The organism is Bradyrhizobium sp. B025 (assembly GCF_042257955.1).
GTDB classification, from domain to species: Bacteria; Pseudomonadota; Alphaproteobacteria; order Rhizobiales; family Xanthobacteraceae; genus Bradyrhizobium; species Bradyrhizobium diazoefficiens.
In genome coordinates this window covers 2,789,919-2,812,123 of record NZ_CP170150.1, presented here as the reverse complement: position 1 = coordinate 2,812,123, position 22,205 = coordinate 2,789,919, and the positions used below count along the sequence as shown (strand labels likewise).

The 22,205-nt window shown below is 65.1% G+C and carries 22 protein-coding genes; 5 read left to right on the top strand and 17 right to left on the bottom strand.

From position 1 onward, the window contains the following. Window positions 1–42: 42 nt before the first annotated feature. From ACE10W_RS12915 to ACE10W_RS12855, 13 genes are all read right to left on the bottom strand, one after another. A complete protein-coding gene (locus ACE10W_RS12915; RefSeq protein ID WP_304553744.1) occupies window positions 43–921 on the bottom strand; it encodes an SMP-30/gluconolactonase/LRE family protein in 879 nt (292 codons plus the stop codon). Then, a complete protein-coding gene (locus tag ACE10W_RS12910) occupies window positions 921–1,997 on the bottom strand; it encodes an aldose epimerase family protein (RefSeq protein WP_304551939.1) in 1,077 nt (358 codons plus the stop codon). Before ACE10W_RS12910 ends, ACE10W_RS12915 begins: the two co-directional genes overlap by 1 nt. A 2-nt stretch (window positions 1,998–1,999) precedes the next feature. Then, complete coding sequence (locus ACE10W_RS12905; RefSeq protein WP_304551936.1) at window positions 2,000–2,926, bottom strand: Gfo/Idh/MocA family protein; 927 nt, start codon at window positions 2,924–2,926, stop codon at window positions 2,000–2,002. 2 nt (window positions 2,927–2,928) lie between these two features. Beyond that, window positions 2,929–3,699, bottom strand: a complete 771-nt coding sequence (locus ACE10W_RS12900; RefSeq protein WP_011085988.1) for a FadR/GntR family transcriptional regulator — start codon at window positions 3,697–3,699, stop codon at window positions 2,929–2,931. Beyond that, entirely contained in the window at window positions 3,696–4,676 is a 981-nt protein-coding gene (gene yjfF, locus ACE10W_RS12895; RefSeq protein ID WP_304551933.1) for a galactofuranose ABC transporter, permease protein YjfF, read from the bottom strand. Before yjfF ends, ACE10W_RS12900 begins: the two co-directional genes overlap by 4 nt. Beyond that, on the bottom strand, window positions 4,673–5,665 hold the full coding sequence (locus ACE10W_RS12890) for an ABC transporter permease (protein ID WP_304551931.1): 993 nt from the start codon (window positions 5,663–5,665) through the stop codon (window positions 4,673–4,675). Before ACE10W_RS12890 ends, yjfF begins: the two co-directional genes overlap by 4 nt. Further along, complete coding sequence (locus ACE10W_RS12885) at window positions 5,662–7,206, bottom strand: sugar ABC transporter ATP-binding protein (protein WP_370204063.1); 1,545 nt, start codon at window positions 7,204–7,206, stop codon at window positions 5,662–5,664. Before ACE10W_RS12885 ends, ACE10W_RS12890 begins: the two co-directional genes overlap by 4 nt. Window positions 7,207–7,323: 117 nt before the next feature. Continuing rightward, complete coding sequence (gene ytfQ / locus ACE10W_RS12880; protein ID WP_304551927.1) at window positions 7,324–8,289, bottom strand: galactofuranose ABC transporter, galactofuranose-binding protein YtfQ; 966 nt, start codon at window positions 8,287–8,289, stop codon at window positions 7,324–7,326. A gap of 406 nt (window positions 8,290–8,695) precedes the next feature. Further along, complete coding sequence (locus ACE10W_RS12875; protein ID WP_304551925.1) at window positions 8,696–9,868, bottom strand: fumarylacetoacetate hydrolase family protein; 1,173 nt, start codon at window positions 9,866–9,868, stop codon at window positions 8,696–8,698. A gap of 134 nt (window positions 9,869–10,002) precedes the next feature. Then, window positions 10,003–10,980: a HEAT repeat domain-containing protein gene (locus tag ACE10W_RS12870; RefSeq protein ID WP_161535700.1), complete on the bottom strand. Its 978-nt coding sequence runs from the start codon at window positions 10,978–10,980 to the stop codon at window positions 10,003–10,005. Window positions 10,981–10,982: 2 nt separating this feature from the next. Next, the gene (locus tag ACE10W_RS12865) at window positions 10,983–11,216 is read right to left on the bottom strand and encodes a ferredoxin family protein (protein ID WP_011085981.1); all 234 of its coding nucleotides are present in this window, start codon (window positions 11,214–11,216) and stop codon (window positions 10,983–10,985) included. A 31-nt stretch (window positions 11,217–11,247) separates the two neighbouring features. Continuing rightward, the gene (locus ACE10W_RS12860; RefSeq protein WP_304551920.1) at window positions 11,248–12,990 is read right to left on the bottom strand and encodes a fumarate reductase/succinate dehydrogenase flavoprotein subunit; all 1,743 of its coding nucleotides are present in this window, start codon (window positions 12,988–12,990) and stop codon (window positions 11,248–11,250) included. A gap of 102 nt (window positions 12,991–13,092) precedes the next feature. Then, on the bottom strand, window positions 13,093–13,866 hold the full coding sequence (locus ACE10W_RS12855) for a ferredoxin--NADP reductase (RefSeq protein ID WP_028172180.1): 774 nt from the start codon (window positions 13,864–13,866) through the stop codon (window positions 13,093–13,095). A 215-nt stretch (window positions 13,867–14,081) separates the two neighbouring features. On the opposite strand from ACE10W_RS12855, the gene ACE10W_RS12850 reads away from it, so the two are divergent. From ACE10W_RS12850 to ACE10W_RS12830, 5 genes are all read left to right on the top strand, one after another. After that, window positions 14,082–14,378, top strand: a complete 297-nt coding sequence (locus ACE10W_RS12850) for a gamma-butyrobetaine hydroxylase-like domain-containing protein (RefSeq protein ID WP_028172181.1) — start codon at window positions 14,082–14,084, stop codon at window positions 14,376–14,378. A 358-nt stretch (window positions 14,379–14,736) separates the two neighbouring features. Then, a complete protein-coding gene (locus ACE10W_RS12845; protein WP_375762599.1) occupies window positions 14,737–15,510 on the top strand; it encodes a Crp/Fnr family transcriptional regulator in 774 nt (257 codons plus the stop codon). 181 nt (window positions 15,511–15,691) lie between these two features. Then, the gene (locus tag ACE10W_RS12840) at window positions 15,692–17,113 is read left to right on the top strand and encodes an ABC transporter substrate-binding protein (RefSeq protein ID WP_304551916.1); all 1,422 of its coding nucleotides are present in this window, start codon (window positions 15,692–15,694) and stop codon (window positions 17,111–17,113) included. Continuing rightward, entirely contained in the window at window positions 17,110–18,015 is a 906-nt protein-coding gene (locus tag ACE10W_RS12835; RefSeq protein ID WP_011085975.1) for an ABC transporter permease, read from the top strand. The genes ACE10W_RS12840 and ACE10W_RS12835 overlap by 4 nt, the downstream gene beginning before the upstream one ends. After that, window positions 18,012–18,884, top strand: a complete 873-nt coding sequence (locus ACE10W_RS12830) for an ABC transporter ATP-binding protein (RefSeq protein WP_304551913.1) — start codon at window positions 18,012–18,014, stop codon at window positions 18,882–18,884. Before ACE10W_RS12835 ends, ACE10W_RS12830 begins: the two co-directional genes overlap by 4 nt. Before the next feature lie 195 nt (window positions 18,885–19,079). On the opposite strand, the gene ACE10W_RS12825 is transcribed toward ACE10W_RS12830, so the two are convergent. From ACE10W_RS12825 to ACE10W_RS12810, 4 genes are all read right to left on the bottom strand, one after another. Then, complete coding sequence (locus tag ACE10W_RS12825; protein ID WP_011085973.1) at window positions 19,080–20,138, bottom strand: YeiH family protein; 1,059 nt, start codon at window positions 20,136–20,138, stop codon at window positions 19,080–19,082. 111 nt (window positions 20,139–20,249) lie between these two features. After that, window positions 20,250–20,468, bottom strand: a complete 219-nt coding sequence (locus ACE10W_RS12820; protein WP_028172186.1) for a hypothetical protein — start codon at window positions 20,466–20,468, stop codon at window positions 20,250–20,252. A gap of 166 nt (window positions 20,469–20,634) precedes the next feature. After that, window positions 20,635–21,348, bottom strand: coding sequence for an ABC transporter ATP-binding protein (locus ACE10W_RS12815; protein ID WP_011085971.1), 714 nt, complete (start codon window positions 21,346–21,348; stop codon window positions 20,635–20,637). Beyond that, on the bottom strand, window positions 21,345–22,100 hold the full coding sequence (locus ACE10W_RS12810) for an ABC transporter ATP-binding protein (protein ID WP_011085970.1): 756 nt from the start codon (window positions 22,098–22,100) through the stop codon (window positions 21,345–21,347). Before ACE10W_RS12810 ends, ACE10W_RS12815 begins: the two co-directional genes overlap by 4 nt. Window positions 22,101–22,205 lie beyond the last annotated feature (105 nt).

Genomic DNA, 22,205 nt, shown 5'->3' with positions numbered 1-22,205 from the left:
TCGTGTCGTCGAGAACGTTCGTCGTGTGCGGCTCCGGGCCTCCTATGCGAGCTTGACGTCGGGCTCCGCGCGACCGCGCGCGGATGCCTCCAATAAAAACGTGCAGCCGGCTTGCGGATCGGCAGCGCGTGCCGCCGCGTCCATATCCTGCCAGGCCGAGGTGACGAGGAGACGCGACAGGTCAGGGCCGACGAAGGCCGGGCAGCTCGCCTGCTTGGCCGGCACACTCAGCGAGCGCAGGCGCTCGCCCTGCGGAGAGTAGACGTCGATCCGGCTCGCGCCCCAGCACGCATTCCAGATCTGCCCGTCGGCGTCGCACACCGAGCCGTCGAGGCCGCCGATGCCGGTGTGGCGGAGCAGCACCTCCGGCTCGCCGCGCGGCAATCCGGTCGCGGGATTGAGCGGGACGGCGTAGAGCATGGCGCGCGGGGTGTCGGTGAAATAGCCGGTCGCGCCATCCGGCGAGAAGCAGATCGAGTTGGGAATGCTGATGCCAGGAAACAGCGTCGAGATCTTGCCGCGATGGAGCGCGTAGATCGCGCCCGCCTTCGGCTCGGCCTTCTTGCCCATGGTGCCGATCCAGAACGTACCGGACTGGTGCACGCGGCAATCATTGGAACGCGTCGCGGGATTGTCCGCTTCGAGCGGATGGAACAGCGTCATCGCGCCGTCGGCGAGACTGCGAATGTAGAGGCCGTCCTCCGCGACGATCAACTGCCGGTCGGCATCGATGCGTCCGAGCGCGCTCGCCATCCGGCCGAGCGCGTGGACGCGGATGCTGCCGCTGCCGAGATGCGCCTCGAACAGGCGTCCTTCGCGGATATCGAACCACCAGGCGGTATCGGTGGTGACGTCATAGGTCGGCCCTTCGCCGAGATGACATTGCTCGGCGGAGAGTACGGAGGTCGGCACTTCTTCCATCATGGCGCCCTCACTGCAAAGCGATAGACGGTGTGATGCCGGTAGACTTGGCCCGGATCGAGGCGCGGGCTCGGAAAGTCCGGCCGGTTCGGCGCGTCAGGCCAGATGTGCGGCTCCAGGCACATGGCGTCCGATTGCCGGATCAGCTTGCCGCCCTTGCCCGCGATCGTGCCGTCGAGATAGTTGCCGGAATAGACCTGGATGCCGGGCTGATTGGTGAACAGCTCCATGATGCGTCCCGAACGCGGCGCCTCCAGCTGTGCCGCGAGCGCGAGCTTGCCGTAGCGGCCGAGGCAGTAGGTGTGGTCGTAACCCCTGCCGCTCTGCAATTGCCGATCGTTTTCGCGGATGCGCTCGCCTACGGCATGCGGGTTGCGGAAGTCGAACGGCGTGCCGACAACGCTGCGCGGCGGCTCCGGCAGCGGAATGGCGGTGGGATCGATCGCGAGGAAATGCTCGGCTGCGACCGTCAGTCTGTGGTCGAGAATGGACGTGCCTGATGTCGCGCCTTCGAGATTGAAGAAGCTGTGGTTGGTCAAATTGACGATGGTCGGCCGGTCCGTCCGCGCCTCCATCATCAGCGACAGCTCGGCGGGGCCGGTGACGCGATAGGTCAGGCGCACATCGAGCCGGCCCGGATAATTCTCCTCGCCGTGCGGGCTCGTATAAGTGAGCGTCACCGCGGGCTCGGCGCCCTCTTCGATCCCGGCGATCGCCCAGAGCTTGCGGTCGAACCCGTCGAGGCCGCCATGCAGCGCATTCGGGCCATTGTTGACGGGAAGCTGCACCGTCTCGCCATCGAGCGAGAACTGTCCCCTGGCAATACGGTTGGCGTAGCGGCCGACGGTTGCGCCCAGGAATTTTCGTTCGGCGAGATAGCCGGCGAAGGCGTCGTGGCCGAGCACGACATCGTCGTAGCCGCCCTTGGCGTCCGGCGCGATCAGCGCCTGGATCACCGCGCCATGGGTGATGATACGGGCTTCAAAGCCGCCCTCGCCGCGCAGCACGATGCGCTCGACATTGCGGCCGTCCGGCAGCGTTCCGAAGACGTCTTTTGTTATTTTTGAGCCAGCCATGTTCAGTCCACAAACGGTTCGACGATCGTGCGCCTGCCGAGCAGGAAAGAGTCGGCAACGAGACGCAACGGCGCCAGATCGACATCGCTTGCGCCGGTCGCCGCGAGTTCGACAAAGCGCCGGTACAGCTCGCGATATTCCTGATCGGGCGCCTCGGCAATGGCCTTGCCGTCGACAGCCATCCGACGCCCGCCGCCGGACAAATTCATCCGGCCCTGATCGGTTTCCACGAGGATATCCCAGCTCTGCGGCCCGGTCTGGCGGAAGTCGAATTCGGCGGTGACCGGCAGGCCGCCGATATCGGTCAGCGTCAGGTTCGCGGCAATCGGGGCCTGGCAGTTGGCCGGAAAGGCAAGCTCGGCCGCGGTGACGAACACCGGCTTGGGCAGGATGCGGGTCAGGATCGACAGCGCATTTATGCCGGGATCGAACACGCCGAGCCCGCCCGGCTCCCAGATCCAGGCCTGGCCGGGATGCCAGACGCGGACGTCTTCCTTCCAGTTGATGTGCACGGACTTGATCCGGCGTGTCGCCAGCCATTCGCGGGCCGGCTCGACCGCCGGCGCATAACGCGAATGCCAGGTCGCAAACAGCGTGCGGCTGGCATCGGCCGCCATCGCGATCAGCGGATCGAGCTCGGCAACGCCGGTGCCGGGCGGCTTCTCCAGCATGACGTGCTTGCCGGCGGCGAGCGCCGTGGCGGCCTGGGCGCGCCGCACCTGCGGCGGCGTGCAGAGCGAGACCGCGTCGATCGCCGGGCCCTTCTCCAGCAGCTCTTCGATGGTGGCAAAATGCGGCAGCTCCGGCAGCGAGGCATTGCGACTGGCAACAGCCGCGAGCGTCGCGCCCGGTACCGCCGCGATCGCACCGACATGCTGGTCGCGCGCGATCTTGCCGAATCCGACGATGGCAATGCGAAGGTCGGTCACGCTTATTCTCCAGTATCGGCTGACGGCAGCACCTCGGCCGGGGCGGTCTCGATCACCGTGTCCTCGTGGCGGCTCATGCCGTTGTGAATGACAAAGACCATGGCCTCCGATGCCGCCTCGGCATCGCCGGCCGCGATCGCGTCGACGATCTTCTGATGCCAGAGCAGCACGGCGTCGCGGTCCTCCGGCTCGACCGGGGCGCTGAGCAGGAACGAGGCGCGCAAGGCGGCTTCGATGACATGCCCGATCGAACGCATGAACAGATTGCCGGAGGCCCGCGCCACGGCAACGTGAAGCGCGAGGTCGGCATCGGCAAAGCCCACCGAGTCGGAGGCTTCACGCCGCATGCGCTCCATGCTGCGCCGCAGTTCGGCGACGTCCTCCTCGGACCTCTGCTTCGCTGCGAGCTCGGCCGCGCGCGGCTCGACCGCAAGACGAATCTCTGCGAGGTCGTTGAGGAAGCGCTTGTCGATGCCGGCGTCGAGATGCCAGGCCAGCACGTCGGCATCGAACATGTTCCAGGCCGCGCGCTCGCGCACGACGGTGCCGACGCGGGCCTTGGTGGTGAGCAGGCCCTTGGCCACCAGCGTCTTCACGCTCTCCCGCAGCACCGGCCGCGACACGCCGAACATCGCGATCATCTCGGCATCGCCAGGCAGGCGTGTCCCCTCCGCGTAACGGCCGGCGATGATGTCGACGCCGATCGAGCGGGCCACCTCCGCGTGATTGGAGTGGGCCCGGCGCGTCGGGATGACGACAATGCGCGAGGTCATGTGGCAGCTCCCGCACTCTTGGCCGCGGGCCGGCGCGCGAGCGCGACCAGCCCCTGCTGCAAGGCGATGAAGGCGAACAGTAGCACGCCGGTCGCGATCTTGGTCCACCAGCTCGACAGCGTCCCGTCGAAATTGATGTAGGTCTGGATCAGGCCCTGGATCAGCACGCCGAGGAAGGTGCCGATCACCGAGCCCTGCCCGCCCGTGAGCAGCGTGCCGCCGATCACGACGGCGGCGATGGTGTCGAGCTCGACGCCGACGGCGGAAAGCGAGTAGCCGGCGCTGGTGTAGAAGGAGAAGACGATGCCGGCGATGCCTGCGAGCAGGCTCGACAGCATGTAGATCTTCACCGTCATCTTGCCGACCGCAACGCCCATCAGGCTTGCGGTGCTCCGGCTGCCGCCGAGCGCATAGACATTGGCGCCGAACCTCGTGAGATGCAGCAGCAAGGCGCCCCCGATCACGATCACGAGCATGATGATCGCAATCGCGGTCAGCCGCCCGCCGCCGGGCATCCGCAGGGCGAAGTCCGACACGGTGGAATAGACCGGCGCGGTGATCGGGACCGACTCCGTCGAGAGCAGGAAGCTCGCGCCGCGGGCCAGGAACATCCCCGCCAGCGTCACGATGAAAGGCGGCAGATCGAAGACATGGATGACCGCGCCCATCGCCGCACCGAACGCCGCCGAGAGCGCGAGGATGGCGACGAAGGCGACCAGCGGCGGCACGCCCCAGCGTTCGATCGCGAGCGCGACGAAGACGGTGGTGAAGCCGATCACCGAGCCGACCGACAGATCGATGCCGCCGGAGATGATGACGAAGGTCATGCCGGTCGCGACGATGCCGAGAAAAGCGTTGTCGGTGAGGAGATTGCCGACCACGCGGGTGGAGGCGATGTTGGGGAATTGCACGGCGCAGAGCGCAAAGCCCGCGACGAGCACGATGGCCGTGATCAGGACGGGCGGCAGGCCTTTCATGCTTTCGCGCTCCGCAGCCGCGCGGCGATACCGGCAAGCCCCGAGAATTTCGGCGATTGCAGCAGCAGAACCGCGAGCACGACCACCGCCTTGACCAGCAGATTGAACTCCGGCGGATAGCCGGACAGCAGGATCCCGGTGTTCATGGTCTGGATGATCAGCGCGCCGAGTACGGCCAGAACGAGGCTGAAGCGGCCGCCGAACAGCGAGGTGCCGCCGATCACCACGGCCAGGATCGCGTCGAGCTCGAGCCAGAGGCCGGCATTGTTGGCATCCGCGCCCATGATGTCGGCGGCCGCAATCACGCCGGCCAGCGCGGCGCAGACGCCGCACCAGACATAGACCGACAGGATCATCGCGCGGGTGCCGACGCCGGCAAGCTCGCTCGCCCGCGCATTGCCGCCGGTCGCCTCGATCAGAAGCCCGAGCGCCGAACCGCGCACCACCGCGCCGGTGAGGATCAGCATGACCAAGGCGATCGCGACCGGCACCGGCAGGCCGAGGATGGCACCGTTGCCGAGCCAGACCAGGTCGGGCGAGGAAAACGTCACGATACGTCCCTCGGTGATGAGCTGGGCGATGCCCCGCCCCGCCACCATCAGGATCAGCGTCGCCACGATCGGCTGCATGCCGAGCACCGCGACGAGAAAGCCGTTCCACAATCCGCAGACGAGGCCGGCACCAAGCGCGGCCGCCAGCACGATCGGAAGCCCGTGGCTGTCGGCGAGGCTCGCCGCAATCGCGCCCGAGATCGCCATGATCGCGCCGACCGAGAGGTCGATGCCGCGCGTCGCGATCACCAGCACCATGCCGAGCGAGAGCAGCGCCACCGGCGTGCCGCGGTTGAGCACGTCGATCAGGCTGCCGAACAGCCGGCCGTCCTGAAGACGCAAATCGAAGAATTGCGGCGACACCACGCGGTCGACCGCGAGGATGACGATCAGCGCCAGGATCTGGGCAAGGCCGCGGCGCGGCAACAGCGCTGTCATGCCCGCCCCTCATGCGCTGTGGCGGCGCCGTCGGCCGCGATGGCGGCGAGAATGTTGCTGACGTCGATCGCCTCGCCCGCGAGCTCCTCGATATGGGCGCGGTCGCGCAGCACCACGACCCGATCCGAATAGGTCACGATCTCGTCCAGCTCCGAGGAGATCACGAGCAGAGAGAGGCCTTCGTCGCAGAGGTCGCGGATCAGGCGGATGATCTCGGCATGCGCGCCGACGTCGATGCCGCGGGTCGGCTCGTCCAGCACCAGCAGCCGCGGCGAGGTCGCGAGCCAGCGCGCCAGCAGCACTTTTTGCTGATTGCCGCCGGAGAGCAGGCCCACCGGGCGCTCCGGATCGGACGGACGGATGTCCAGCATCCTGACGTAGCGGCGCGCGATCTCGTCCTGCTCGCGGCGCGACAGCGGCCGATGCAGCCCGCGTTTGGCCTGGAGCGCCAGCACGATGTTCTCGCGCACGCTGAGCTCGGCGACGATGCCGTCGGTCTTGCGTTCCTCCGGGCAATAGCCAAAGCCGTGGCGCACGCCGACGCGCGGCGAGTGCAGCCGCACGGGCGCGCCTTCAACCTTCGCCTGCCCGCGATCGGCGCGCTCGGCGCCGAACACCAGCCGCGCCGTCTCGGTGCGGCCCGAGCCGAGCAGGCCGGCGAGGCCGACGACCTCGCCATGGCGCAGCTCGAGATTGAACGGCGCGACATAGCCGGATTTGCCGTAATTCTCGAAGCTCGCGCAGATCTCGCGCGCCTGATGCTCGCGTGTCGCCGCCCGCGCGCCGGTGGTCTCGGCCAGTTCGCGGCCGAGCATCATGCGGATCAGCTCGATCCGCGGCAGCGAGGCGGTCTCGCGCTCACCGACCAGGCGGCCGTTGCGCAAGACGGTGATGCGGTCGGAGATCTCGTAGACCTGATCGAGAAAATGACTGACGAAGACGATGCCGATGCCGCGTTTCGCCAGTTGGCGCATGATGCCGAAGAGGATCTCGACCTCGTGACGGTCGAGACTCGCGGTCGGCTCGTCCAGGATCAGCACGCGCGCGGACAGATCCACGGCGCGTGCGATCGCGGTGACATGCTGCACGGCGACGGAATAGCTGCCGAGCGGTGCTGATACGTCGATGTCGAGGCCGAACTCCGCGAGCAGCGCTTTGGCGCGGCGGCGCATCTCGCCGTCGCGCACGATGCCGAAGCGCATCGGCTGGCGGTCGAGAAACAGGTTCTGCGCCACCGAGAGATTCGGCAGCAGATTGACCTCCTGGTAGACCGTAGCGATGCCGGCCTGAAGCGCGGCCTTGGCCGAGCGCGGCGCGACCTCCTCGCCGCCGAGCCTGACGATGCCGGCGTCGCGCGGAAATACGCCCGTGACGACCTTGATCAGCGTGGACTTGCCGGCGCCGTTCTCGCCGAGCAGCGCATGGATCTCGCCGGCGCGAAGCGTGAAGTCGACCTCCTGCAACGCACGCACAGCGCCGAAGCTCTTGCTGATCCCGCGCACCTCCAGAAGGGGCGGAGCAGGATCGGGGCTGTTCTCCATAACGACGTCACTCCCACCGGCGTCCGCTGATGCTGCGGACACCCAGCCTATTCGTTCGCGCAGCGGTGCCGAAGGGGGTGCCGGACCACAAATGGGCGGTCCGGCACGGCGCTCGCCTCAGTAACCGAGGCCCTTCTTGCTGTCGTAGATCTTCTGCGGATCATCGGCCGCGGTATAGAGCTTGGACTCGGTCTGGATCCACTTGGGCGGAACGGTGCCCTTGTCCTTGAAGGCCGCGATGGCATCGAGTGCGGGGCCCGCCATGTTCGGCGTCAGCTCGACCGTGGCATTGGCTTCGCCGGCGGCCATGGCCTTGAAGATATCGGGAACCGCGTCGATCGAGACGGTGAGGATCTCCTTGCCGGGCTTGAGGCCGGCTTCCTTCATCGCCTGGATCGCGCCGACCATCATGTCGTCATTGTGCGCGTAGACCGCGCAGATCGACTTGCCGCCGCCTTCGGCCTTGATGAAGCTCTCCATCACCTCCTTGCCCTTGGCGCGGGTGAAGTCGCCGGTCTGGCTGCGCACCACCTTCAGGTTCGCGTGCTTGGCGATGGCGGTGTCAAAACCCTTCTTGCGGTTGGCAGCGACGCTGGCGCCGACTGTGCCCTGCAATTCGACGATGTTGCAGGCCTTGCCGCCGATGGTCTTGGCCAGCCAGTCGCCGGCGACTTCGCCTTCGTGCACGCTGTCCGACGTGACGGCGGTGAGATAGAGTTCCTTGCCGGAGGGATCGATGTCGCGGTCGAGCAGCACGACCGGGATCTTGGCCTCCTTGGCTTCCTTCAGCACCGAGTCCCAGCCGGTCGAGACGACGGGCGCGAGGAATATCGCATCGACGTTCTGCGCGATGAAGGAGCGGATCGCCTTGATCTGGTTCTCCTGCTTCTGCTGGGCGTCGGCGATCTTGAGATTGACCTTGCGCTTGGCGGCCTCCTGCTTGGAGACCGAGGTCTCGGCCGCGCGCCAGCCGGATTCCGATCCGATCTGCGAGAAGCCGATGGTGAGCTCGGCGGCATTCGCCGGCAGCGCGAGCAGCAACGCGGCCGTGGCGCTGGCTGCAAAGAGGGCTTTGAGGATCATCAGGCGTGTCTCCCAAGAAGTGATCTTGTGTTTATCTTAGGCGCCGATTGGTAGCATGGCACCTGCAGACCGCCCTTTGCGGGCGGCGGGAGGCACTATTTCACGGAAGATCGGTTCCGACTAGTCATATTATTTGACTATTTGGAGGAAACCGCGCGTTGGCGGACTGGGTGGCTCTATGACACACCCAGCGCGATTTTGTTCCAGCGATGCAACGAGGAGATGAAGGTGCGCTCCCTCGCCCCGCTTGCGGGGAGAGGGTTGGGGTGAGGGCGCTCGCAATGACGATGTGTGGAGCTCGGCGTAGGTCGACCAAATCGACTCGCGGAGACTCCCCCTCACCCGGAATTCGCGCTTCGCGCAAATTCCGGCCTCTCCCCGCAAGCAGGGAGAGGCGAAAAAGAAGCTAGATCAGCTTCCGCTGCGCGAGGTTCTTCATCAGCGCACTGAAGCCGAAGGTCCACGGCTCGCACTCGTCGCTGGTGCGCATGCGGTTGACCAGCTTGCCGAGCTGGGGCGCGGCGATGGTGACGATGTCGTCGCGCTTGTGGGTGAAGCCCTGCCCCGGCGCATCGCGGTCCTTGACCGGCGCGAACATGGTGCCGAGGAACAGCACGAAGCCGTCAGGGTATTGATGGACCTTGCCGATGGTCTGTTCGACAAGGTCGGTCGGATCGCGGCTGATCTTGCTGATCGAGGAATGGCCGTCGAGCACGAAACCGTCGGTCCCCTTCACGTTCAGGCTGATGTCGAGCTTGCGCGCGTCGTCGAGCGTGAAGGTGTCGTCGAACAGGCGCAGCAGCGGGCCGATCGCGCAGGAGGCGTTGTTGTCCTTGGCTTTCGAGAGCAAGAGCGCCGAGCGTCCTTCGAAGTCGCGCAAATTGACGTCGTTGCCGAGCGAACCGCCGACGATCTTGCCGCGGCTCGAGACGAACAGCACGAGCTCCGGCTCGGGGTTGTTCCAGGTGGACTTCGGATGCAGGCCGGCGTCCATGCCGGTGCCGACCGAGGACAGGGTCGGTGCCTTGGTGAAGACCTCGGCATCGGGACCGATGCCGACCTCGAGGTACTGGCTCCAGGCGTTCTGATCGATCAGCACCTGCTTCAGGTGCATCGCCTGGTCGGAGCCCGGCTTGAGCTTTGACAGATCGTCGCCGATCAGCCGCGTCACCTCTTTCCGGATCGCTTCGGCCGAGGCCGGATTGCCCTTGGCGCGCTCCTCGATGACGCGCTCCAGCATCGAGATCGCGAAGGTGACGCCGGCCGCCTTCAGGGTCTGGAGATCGACCGGCGCGAGCAGCCACGGCTTCCTGGGGTCACGTCCATCGGGGGCCGTATTGGCCACGATGGCGTCGAGATCGCCGATGCGCTCACCCCCGGTCGCGGCGAGCGCCTTGGCCGGATTGTCCTCTTCGCAAAGCGCGCTGACGGTCGGAAATTTGGCGGTGACGTCGAAGACACCGTCGCCGCGCACGGCGACCACGGCCGGACCGTTCGCCTGCGGCAGCCAGACGCGGCCGACCAGCGTCCCCTTCGTTCCATCTTCGGGGAGAAGGTCTTTAACGGACAGTGTCGTCATGGCCGGCGTCCTCGCTGTTTTTCGGACCGGCCGCGTTCGAACGGCAGGCCGATCCCATTGGCGAAGACCAATAAACGTCTGGCAGGGGAAGTCCAGACCGGCAGCGAAGAGCCGCTATGCCCCTGCGCGCGCCTCTATGCGCCTGCGCGCGCTTTGCGGGCCGCGATCTGCTGGAGTGCCCAGCGTGCGTTCTTGCGGACATCAGGGTCGGCATCGTCGGCGATGACGGCGAGGAACGCCTCGCCGTCGGGATGGGCGATCTCGCCGAGCGCGGCGGCCGCCTCCTTCCGCAAATTGGCCTGGTCATGGTTGATGCAATTGCCGATCGGGCGCACCGCGCGCTCGATCTTCATCCTGCCGAGGCTGCGGATCGCCTTCAGCCGCACCTGCCAGAATTCGTCGCCAAGCGAAGCCACGAGCTGGTCTGCGGCGAGCGAGCCGTTGACGTTGAGGCCTAGCGTTTCGGCCGCCATCTCGCGCACCATCCAATCGCTGTCCTTCAGCGCGCGTGTGATCGTCTCGGCGGCCGGCTTCATCTGTGAGAACGCCAGGGCACTCACGGCGGCGCGGCGCACATGCGCATCAGGGTCGTTGATCAGCGCGGTCAGCGCCGGGATGGATTCTTCCAGCTTGAGGAAGCCGATCACGCCGATCGCCTGCACGCGCACGGCGGCGTCCGTGTCCTGGAGCGCTTCCAGCGCCGGCTTCAGCGTGTCCTTGCAGCGCAATTCCTTCAGCGCGCGCAGCGCGCCCATGCGGACGAAGGCGTGGGCGTGCTTGACCAGCGGCAGGATGATTCCGGCACAGGCCGGATCCTTGAACTCGGCCATGCTGTCGGCCGCAGCCGATGCCACGATCCTTTCAGGGTCGACAAGCAATTTCACCAACGCGCTCGCGGCTTCCGGCCCGTCGAACTCGCCGAGCGCCATGGCGACCTGCTGGCGCACGCCGGCATCAGGGTCGGCCACCATGTTGGCGAGATGCGCAACGGCCGCGGGATCGCCGGAATGACCGAGCGCGATGATGGCGACGCGGCGCTCGGCGGGATCGGCGGCCTGAAGCCGCTCGTCGGCGTCTTCGAGGTCGTCATAGGATTCGAACGGGCTCGACATGATCACCTCAACAGATAGGGAATGTTGACGGTGACGGCGCCGGTCGGGCAATCCGCTTCGCAGGGCATGCAGTACCAGCACTCGTCATAGGCCATGTAGGCCTTGTTGGTCATCTCGCTGATGCGGAGCACGTCGAGCGGGCAGACGTCGACGCAGACGGTGCAGCCCTTGTCCGCGATGCATTTGGCGTCGTCGACGACCACCGGAACCGATGTCTGATAGGACGCGAGAGGCATTTTATGTCTCCTGTTGCTATGGTCTGGTGGATCAGGCGGAGGCGCGGATGCGCTGCTTGTCGTAGAGGTCCTTCTCGTCGTCGGCGATCGGCACGACGTACGGCTCCACGGCACGTTTCTCGCTGGTCATCTTGCCGTCCTGCTTGGAGAGCAGCGTGTGGCAGAACCAGTTCTCGTTGTCCTTCTCCGGGAAATCGGTGCGCCAGTGATAGAGACCCCAGCGGCTCTCCTCGCGATACAGCGAGGCGTGCACCGCCATGTCGGCGCAGTCCATGATCGACTGCACTTCGAGCGCGCGCAGCAGCTCGTGCGCGTTGCGCGCGATCATGTGTTCCTGCATGTCCTGCCGCGCCTCGGCAAGGCGGCGCATGCCGAGCTCGTATTTGCGCGTGACTTTCGGCGGCTGGAGATAGTCGTTGACCAGGCGCCGGGTCTTGTATTCGACCTGGTTCGGCGGAATGCCGTCCTCGCGCTTGGTCGGCGCCATCACGCGGTCGCGCTCCAGCGCGACATCGGCGGCGTCGAACTCCGCAAAGTCGTGGCTGTCGGCGAACTCCATCGCGTCGATGCCGGCGACCGAGCCGTTGGTGAAGGCGCCGAGCATGTAGTTGTGCGGCACGCTCGCCATGTCGCCGGCGGCATAGAGGCCGGGCACGGTGGTGCGGGCATTGTCGTCGACGAACACGCCGGAGGCGCTGTGGCCGGAGCAGAAGCCGATCTCGGAGATGTGCATCTCGATCGATTCGCTGCGGTAGTCGACGCCGCGTCCCTGCTGGAACAGGCCGCGCGTGGGACGCTCGACCTTGTGCAGCGTGGATTCGATCTCCGAGATGGTGTCGGGGTGAAGATGCTTGAGCTGGAGGAACACCGGCCCCTTGCCGGACAAGAGCTCGTTGTAGAACTCCAGCATCATCTGGCCGGACCAGTAGTCGCATTCGATGAAACGCGAGCCTTCGTTGTTGGCGGTGAAGGCGCCGAAGGGACCGGCGACATAGGCGCAGGCCGGGCCGTTATAGTCCTTGATCAGCGGATTGATCTGGTAGCATTCGAGGTTCGCGAGCGCCGCGCCGGCGTGATAGGCCATGGAGTAGCCGTCGCCGGAATTGGCGGCGTTCTCATAGGTGCCGAACATGTAGCCGGAGGTCGGAAGGCCAAGGCGGCCGGCGGCGCCCATGCACAGGATCACCGCCTTGGCCTTGATCACCAGCATCTCGGCCGTTCGCGTGTTGACGGAGATCGCGCCGGCGATGCGGCCATCAGACGATTTGAGCAACCGCGTCGCCATGTAGCGGTTGGAGATCAGGATGCGGGCACGGCGGAGCTGACGGTACAGCGCCTTCTTCACGGTCTCGCCGTTCGGCATCGGCAGCACATAGGTGCCGATGTGATGCACCTTCTTGACGGCGTAGTCGCCGTTCTCGTTCTTCAGGAAGCGGATGCCGAAACTGTCGAGCTCTTCTATGATCTTGTAGCAGTTCTGCGCGTATTTATAGACCGCCTTCTGGTCGACGATGCCGTCATTGGCGATGGTGATTTCCTTGGTGTACTGCTCGGGCGTCGCGTAACCGGGGATGACCGCGTTGTTGAGCCCGTCCATGCCCATGGAGATCGCGCCGGAGCGCTTGACGTTCGCCTTCTCGAGCAGGACGACATTGGCCTTCGGATTCTTCAGCTTCGCCTTGAGCGCCGCCATCGGGCCGGCCGTGCCGCCGCCGATGACCAGCACATCGCAGGAAACCTCCGAAAGTCCGTCGACGATCTGATCTAGTGCCATCGCTTGCTCCTGGTTCGCCGATAGCCGGCGCCTTTGCATCAGATTTGTTCAGGCGACGTTCCGGCGATAGCAATTAGTTGTCGCCGGGCCGCGATTTGCGCCTCAGCGCTCGACAAAGGCCTTTTCGATCACGAAATGGCCGGGCTGGCTGTGATTGCCCTCGACAAAGCCGCGCGCCGAAAACATCGCAGGGAGTTCCTCCAGCATCGCCGGGCTGCCGCACAGCATGATGCGGTCGGTCTCGATATCGAGGCCCGGCAGCCCGATGTCGTCGAACAGCTGGTTCGAGGCGATCAGATCGGTGATGCGGCCGCGGTTCCTGAATGGCTCGCGGGTCACGGTCGGGTAGTAGACCAGCTTGTCGCGGATCAGGGGACCGAAGAATTCGTGGCTGCGCAGGCCTTCGACGAGGTGCTCGCCATAGGCGAGCTCGGAGACTTGGCGGCAGCCGTGGGCGAGCACGATGGTCTCGTAATTCTCGTAGACATCGGGATCCTTGATCAGGCTGGCGAACGGCGCGAGTCCCGTGCCGGTCGAGAGCAGCAGCAGGCGTTTTCCCGGAATGAGGTTGCCGGTGATCAGCGTGCCGGTCGCCTTGCGGCCGACCAGGATGATGTCGCCTTCCCTGATCTTCTGGAGGCGCGAGGTCAGCGGGCCGTCCTGCACCTTGATCGAGAAGAACTCGAGCGCCTCCTCGTGGTTGGCGCTCGCCATGCTGTAAGCCCGCATCAGCGGCTTGCCCTCGACCTCGAGGCCGATCATGGCGAATTGGCCGTTCTGGAAGCGGAAGCCCGGATCGCGTGTCGCGGTGAAGCTGAACAGGGACTCGGTCCAGTGCCTGACCGACAAAACCGTTTCCCTCTGAAATGCGCTCATGGTCTCTCCTTGGCCGTCGACGACGCCCAAGGTTTCGGAGCGAGGAGAGTCCGGCAATTCGTAAGTGAAATTTCCGGTCGATTAGTTTCACATTTCGCAGGCGGTGACTGAAGAGAAGGCAGCGAAGGGCAGGCGAGCGCACGCGCGCTGGCAATTAGTTGCTATCGCAGTGGCGTCACAACGACGTAGAGAGGAGTCGGAGGTTCGTCATGACCATGACTTTGGTGGCACCGACCGTGGCCGACTACGAAGCCAGCGCCGATCTCGCCGCGCTCCTCGTCCGCACCACGCAGGACGATGCGTTGAGCCTGCCCGCCGAACAGCTTCGCCTCTCCTGCAAGTGCGCCCATTGCACCCGCGCCCGCTTCGACGGCCGCTTCCCTGACCGCTTTCCGGGCATCGCCATCACCGAGATCGGCGATCTCGGCTATGGGCTGAACATCTCGTTTTCGGATGGGCACAACCGGGGGATTTACCCCAAGCCGTATCTGCTGAGCCTGGCGGGGCGCTAACCCATCGATGTCGTCCTGGCGAAAGCCAGGACCCATTACCCCAAGAGCAAGTTGCAAAAGCGGGCTGTGGCAACATGGCCGCGCAACAACGCACACGTGTGGTAATGGGTCCTGGATCAGCGCTCCGCTTCGCTCGCTTGTCCAGGACGACGATGTTGGTGAGGCACGCTAGCCAAGCCACAAATTCCGCTGTCATTCCCCGCGAAGGCGGGGAATCCAGTACGCCGCGGCCTCTCGATAACCCATTGACGCCTCTGGAATACTGGATCGCCCGGTCAAGCCGGGCGATGACAGCGGAGTGAATCTGGCACGGACATTGCTCCTCATTAGAACGACTTGAACGTTCCGGAGGCAGGTGATGTTGCAGGCGGCCAATGTGGTTCGCGGGGCTGTTCCCCCGGCAGTCCGGCCTGCCGGAAGCTCCTCGCTGCTGCTCACCGAGAACCAGCAATGGATCGGCGGACCGCCGGCGCTGATGGACAAGCTGACGCCGCGCGAGCGGGAGCTGGTGCTGAAGCAGGGTCGCCGCAAGGTGCTCAACCGCGGCCAGACGCTGTTCAGCCAGGGCGGCAAGCATGACGGCATCTGGCTGATCGAGAGCGGCCGCATCCGCGTGTTCTACACCTCCCCGCTCGGACGCGAGATCACGCTGGCCTATTGGCATGTCGGCAATTTCGTCGGCGGGCCGGAGGTGTTCGAAGGCACCGTGCATCAATGGTCCGGCGTCGCATCCAGCAATTGCAGCGTGGTGCACCTTCCCGGAAAGGAACTGCGGTCCCTTGCCGCAGAGATCCCGAACCTTGCGATCGGCCTGATCGAAGGCCTCACCTTCAAGGGCAAATGCTATTCCGCGCTGGCGCAGATGCTGGGAACGCGCTCGATCACCCAGCGCCTTGCGCATCTCTTGCTGCATCTCGTCGAGCTCTACGGCGTCGAGGATGCGGACGGCCGGGTGATCGCGGCCGCCTTCACCCATGCCGACATCGCCCACATGGTCGGCGCCACCCGGCAATGGGTCACGATCAGCCTGAAGCGCATGCAGGAGAAGGGAATCGTCCTGACCAAACGCTCGCAGATCGTGGTGTGCCGCACCGACGTGCTGGAGGAGATGCGCGGCCACGCGTCCGATTAAGGGAGCCCGCGACCACGGCCGCTGCACAGGCAAGCGGCTTTATAGTGCAGGACTGCCCAAGGAGTATGCAATTAGCTTTTCCCGGCAACTAATCGACTGCGGCGCTCATTCCGGATTTGCCCTGTCCAGGCCCTCACCCAATCATGGCAACCACAGCACATCCAACCGAATGAGGATGAGAATGGTCCGCCATCTTCCCACGCTCTCGATCGCGATGTCGGTGACGTCGCTGGCGCTGATCCTCGCGCAGCCGGCTTCGGCGGAAACCGTCACGCTCGGCATCGGAACGCAGGACACCACGACCAACACGGTGACCGCCGGCGTCGTGATCCGCCAGCTTCATCTCCTCGAAAAATATCTGCCGAAGGACGGCAAATACGCCAACATCAAGTTCGAGCCGGAGTGGCAGAACTTCACCTCCGGCCCGCCCGTCACCAACGCGATGATGGCGAACAAGCTGCAGATCGGCATGATGGGCGACTATCCGCTGATCGTGAACGGCTTCACCTTCGAGAGCAATCCGGAGAGCAAGAGCCGCCTGATCGGCATCGCCGCCTACAGCCTGTCCGGCTCCGGCAACGGCCTCGTCGTCCACAAGGACTCGCCCTACTACGATCTCGCCGATCTCAAGGGCAAGCTGGTCAGCGTGCCGTTCGGCTCCGCCGCGCACGGCATGGTGCTCAAGGCGATGCAGGACCGCGGCTACACATCCGACTTCTTCCAGCTCGTCAGCCAGAGCCCGGAGGTCGGCTCGACCAATCTCCAGGAGAAGAAGATCGACGCGCATGCCGACTTCGTCCCCTTCGCCGAGCTGCTGCCGTTCCGCGGCTTCGCGCGAAAGATCTTCGACGGCGTCGAGACCAATCTGCCGACTTTCCACGGCATCGTGGTCCGTACCGACTTCGCGGAAAAATATCCCGAGGTCGTCGTCGCCTACTTCAAGGCGCTGATCGCCGCCAACCAGTGGCTACGCGACGATCCCAAGCTTGCCGCCGAAAAGATCCAGGAGTGGACCGGCATCAACAAGGAGGTCGTCTATATCTTCCTCGGCCCCAGCGGCAACATGACCACAGACCCGACGATCAAGCCGGCGCTGATCGATGCCGCCACGACCGATGTCAAGGTGCTGCAGAACCTCGGCCGCATGAAGGAGTTCGATCCGAAGAAATGGGTCGACGACAGCTACATCCGCAAGGCCTATGCCGAGATGAAGCTCGACTATGACGCGCAGCTTGCGAGCACCAAGAACTACGAAATCACGGGCGAAGACAGCTTCTGCAAGAAGCCGATCACCGATCCGCGCAAGGCCGGCGAGGTCTGGGTGGATGAAGCCGGCATCCTACCGTTCGCGTCCGCGGCCTGCACGTTAGGCGCCTATGCCGACTTCAAGGCCAAGGGCAAGAAGATCAACGTGGCCTACGTCTTCGACACCACCCGCGGCATCAAGCTGTTCGCCGACCAGGCCTTCTTCGCGGTCGGCAATGGCGACGTCGCGCCGTTCCTGCTGAAGAAGGATGCCGAAGCCCATGCGGCCAAGATCGGCGGCAAGGTGCTCGGCTTCGACGATGCGGTGAAGGCGGCGGTCGGCGGAGGCAAGACGTGAGCAGTCCCGCCCTCCTCAGACATCCCGAGGACAGCATGCCGGCAACAGCAGTCGCGGAGGCGGGCCCGGCGCCCACCGCTCCGCCCAAGACACCGCCCTCCTTCGGCACGCTCGCGCTGCGCTGGTATCGCCTCAACCAGGGCCGTCTGCGCGCCACCGCGATCGGCATCGCCTCGCTGATCGCGTTCCTGCTGGTCTGGCACCTGCTCACGACCTACCGCGTCGTGTTCTTCGTGCGCTTCACCAACGTGCCCTCGCCGCTCGCGGTCTATGCCAGCTTCACCAAGGCGATCCACGATCCCAAGTTCCTGATGCACATCGTGCTGAGCTGCCGGCGCATCTTCATCGGCTTCTCGCTCGCGGCCATCGTCGGCGTGCCGCTCGGCCTGATCATGGGCCGTTTCAAGCTGGTCCACGAGATCATCTTCCCGGTCGCCGAGGTGCTGCGGCCGATCCCGGCGATCGCCTGGGTGCCGATGGCGATCATGCTGTGGCCGACCAACGAGCAGAGCATCGTCTTCATCACCTTCCTCGGCTCGTTCTTTCCGATCCTGGTCAACACGCTGCACGGCATGTCGCTGGTCGATCCGGTGCTGGTGCGCGCCGCGCAGTGTCTCGGCGCGCGCGAACGCTCGATCTTCCGCGAGGTGTATTTCCCGGCCTCGCTGCCGCACATCTTCACCGGCCTCACCGTCGGCATGGGCGTCGCCTGGGTGTCGCTGATCGCCGCCGAGATGATCTCGGGCCAATACGGCATCGGCTACTTCACCTGGGAGGCCTATTCGCTGGTCCAGTATGCCGACATCGCGCTCGGCATGATCGCGATCGGCGTGCTCGGCCTCGGATCGAGCCTGCTGATCAGGGGCGCGGGACAATTGGTGATGCCGTGGAGGTCGACATGACCGAGATGCTCGCGAACCCGTCGAAGGGCCATATCGAAGTCCGGAACTTCTCGCTCAGCTATGACAGTATCGAGGGACCGGTTCAGGCCGTCACCGATACGCAGATCGATGTGAAGCCCGGCGAGTTCGTCTCGATCGTCGGTCCCACCGGCTGCGGAAAGTCCACGCTGCTCAACGCGGTCGCGGGATTCCTCAAGCCCACCACAGGCATCGTCACCGTCGACGGCGAGCGCGTCAACGGCCCCAGCGCTGAGCGCGGCATGGTGTTCCAGCAATATTCGCTGTTTCCCTGGAAGACGGTGCGGGAGAACGTCGAGTTCGGCCTGAAGATGCGCGGCATGGCGCGCTCGCAGCGTGAGCGCGCCGCGCGCACGCTGCTGGGACTTGCCGGGCTAGAGGCCTTCGAGAAGCATTATCCGGAAAAACTCTCCGGCGGCATGAAGCAGCGCGTCGGCATCGTCCGCGCGCTCGCGACGGGACCGAAGGTGCTGCTGCTGGACGAGCCGTTCGGCGCGCTCGACGCGCAGACCCGCGTCATCATGCAGCAGATCCTCACCAATATGTGGCAGCGGCTGAAGATCTCGGTGCTGTTCGTCACCCACGACATCGACGAGGCGATCTTCCTGTCCGACCGCGTCTACTGCATGACCGCCCGCCCCGGCTCGATCAAGGCGGAGATTCCGATCCCGCTGGAGCGGCCGCGGCAGCAAGCGATGATGATGTCGTCGGAGTTCTTGGGCCTGCGCCGCGGGCTGATGTCGCTGATCCGCGAGGAAAGCCTGAAGGCGATGGGCGGCGAGATCACCGACATGGGCATGCAGGGGCTGAACATCGAGCTGCACGGGCATTCGCTGGCAGATGTGATTTAGGCGCAGCTAGCGCTCTTACTTCCCTTCTCCCCTTGTGGGAGAAGGTGGCGCGAAGCGCCGGATGAGGGGTTCTATCCGCGAATGACACCGTGAGAGAAGTACTCGTGGAGACAACCCCTCACCCGTCTCGCCGCTTTCGCGGCGAGCCACCCTCTCCCACAAGGGGAGAGGGTCAGCACCGCCATCGCGGCAAGATCACTTAAACCAATGCACCAGCGCGATGCTGATGCCGAGCAGCAGCATCAGCGACAGCGTCACCGCAGCCGTCACCCGTCCGCCGACATTAGCGAGCACGCGGACGTCGACGCCGAGGCCCAGCGCCGCCATCGACACCACCGTCAAAAAGCTGGTGATCTTGGTCACCGGTCCGACCACCGTGCTAGGGACGATCTCCAGCGAGCGCAGCGTCGCCAGCGCGAGGAAGCCGAGGATGAACCACGGGACCAGGCGGAAGAAGCCGACATTGGTCTTCTTGGCGTCGCTCTGCCAACGCGAGGCGACCAGGGACAGGCCGACGACGACCGGTCCGAGCATCAGCACACGCATCAATTTCACCAGCGTGCCGATCTGCGTCGAGACGAGGCCGGCCGGCACCGTCGCCGCGAGCACCTGCGGCACCGCGTAGACGGTGAGGCCCGCGAGAATCCCGTATTGCGTGGCGGAGAGTTGCAGCAGCGGGATCAGCAGCGGCAGGCCGAGCACCATCATGACGCCGAGGATGGCCGTGAAGGAGATCGAGGACGCGATTTCGTCGTTGTTGGCGCCGATAATCGGCGCCACGGCCGCGATCGCCGAATTGCCGCAGATCGAGTTGCCGCAGGCGATCAGGATCGACAGCCGGGTCGACAGGCCGAGCAGCCGGCTGAGGCCGAAGGAGACGCAGAGCGCGATGACGACGACCGCGGCGATCGAGGCGAGCAGCGCGATGCCTGAGGCCGCGATGGCCGCGAAGCTGATCGAGGCTCCGAGCAGCATGACTGCGACTTCAAGCAGCTGTTTTGCGCTGAAGGCGATGCCGGCCTGCCAGCGCGGCGCGGGCTTCCAGAAGCTGCGCAAGGCCATGCCGAGCAGGATCGCCATCACCAGCGCCTCGACATAGGGATGCTCGAACACGCCCAGTTCCGCCCGCTCCAGCAGGGCGGAGACGCCGGCGACAGCAATGCAGAGGAGGATGCCCGGAATCAGCGCCGCAATGCGGCTTATGGCGGTGGCCGGCTTGGCATCGGCCGGGCTGGATGCTTGATTCTGCGACACAAATCTCTCCCAGAGGAGAAAGATTTATACGCAGCACGATCCAATTGGGAAATAAGTTTTCGACATATCAGGGCCGAGGGAAGTTCTGTCCTCGACCCGGAATAAACCGGCTCAGAAGATCAGGTTTTTGGCCAGCGAGGCGACGCGGCTGAAGCCGTCATAGATGCCCGGCTCAAAGAAGGCCGCGCGCGCCAGCACGATGCCCGCGACCAGCGACCAGAACAGCGTGGTACCGGCCCGCAACAGGAGCTTCGAGGCGCGCGACTTGGGCTGGGTGTCCGTCGCGGACACCAGCTGCTCGCCGAAGGGTTCAAATCGAGTGCGTTCCATAGCTTGCGCCAATCCATCAAATTCTGAACGGAATGTCGTCGTTTCGGCCCCAAACGGCAATGGAAGCGATTGGCGTTTTTGCGCCTCGACGGGGAAACTCCTTCCGTCGGACACCCCCGGGACAATAGTTTTCTTCTTCCGGCCTATTTGGACACCGGCGCCCAGGCTACAGGGCCAGATAACGCCGCCGGATCGCCTCGTTGGCCTTCAGCTCGTCGATTCCGGCGGCATAGACGATCTGGCCCTTGTCGATCACCGTGGCATGGCTCGCCAGGCCAAGGCAGAAATGCATGTTCTGCTCGGCGATCAGCACGGTCGAGCCGAGCTGGCGGAGCTGGCGCAAAAGCTCGCCGATCCGCTGCACGATGATCGGCGCGAGCCCTTCGCTGGGCTCATCGAGCAGCAGCAGCGCCGGATTGCCCATCAGCGTGCGCGCGATCGCCAGCATCTGCTGCTCACCGCCCGACAGGCGTCCGGCGATGCGATGGCGCAGCGGCTCCAGCAGCGGGAAGACTTCATAGATGCGCTTGATCGGCCACTCGTCCTGGCCTTCCGGCCCCTTCTTGCGACCGATGACGAGATTGTCCTCGACCGTGTGCTCCGGGAAGATCTGGCGGTCCTCCGGCACGAAGCCGAGCCCGGCGCGGGCGATATGGTGCGGCTTCCGGCCTGATATCACCGCGCCGCGCAGGCTGACCCTGCCCCGCCGCGGCGGCGCCAGACCCATGATCGCCTTCATGGTCGTCGACTTGCCGGCGCCATTGCGGCCGAGCAGCGCCATGGTCTCACCCTGCCGCACCGAGAGACCGACGCCGAACAGAATCTGGCTGGTGCCGTAATAGACGTCGAGATCGGCGACCTCGATGATGGCTGCGCTCATGCGGCCGCTCCCGCATGTTCGGTGCCGAGATAGGCCTCGATCACCGCGCTGTTGTTGCGGATCTCGTCGGGCGTGCCGGTAGCGAGGATGCGGCCATAGCAAAGCACGACGATCTTCGGCGCGATCTTGAACACGATGTCCATGTCGTGCTCGATGAAGACGACGGTGATCTTTTGTGTCTCCCAGAGCTCGCGCACCTTGTCGATCATGCGCCAGCGCTCCTCCGGGCCCATGCCGGCGGTCGGCTCGTCCAGCAGCAGCACCTTTGGTTCGAGCACGAGCGCCAGCGCGATGTCGAGCAGCTTCTGATCGCCATGCGACAGCGTCGCCGCGGTGCGGTTGCGCTTGCCGGACAGGCCTAACAGCTCCATCACATGCTCGGCGCGATCGCGCGTCTCGGGCAAGGGAAAGCGCTTGTGCAGCACTGCGGAGGTGCGCTGGTCGGCGCTGACCGCGGCAAGCATGGTTTCCTGCACCGTCAGCGATTTGAAGATGCTGGCGACCTGGAAAGCGCGGCCGATGCCGTGGCGCACGATCTCCGGCGGCGAACGCCCGGCGAGATCGACGCCGTCGAGCAGGACCTCGCCGGAATCCGGCCTCAAGGCGCCGGTGATCAGGTTGAAGAAGGTGCTCTTGCCGGCGCCGTTCGGGCCGATCACGGCGGTGAGCGAGCCATCGGGGAAGTCGAGCGTGACGTCGTTGGTCGCCTTCACGCCGCCAAAGGACTTTGCGAGGTTGCGGATCTCGAGCATCGCTAGCGCCCCTCGCCTGTCTCGCGCCGTTGACTGCCATCGTCATTCCGGGATGGTCCGTCAGGACCAGACCCGGAATCTCGAGATTCCGGGTTCGCACTTCGT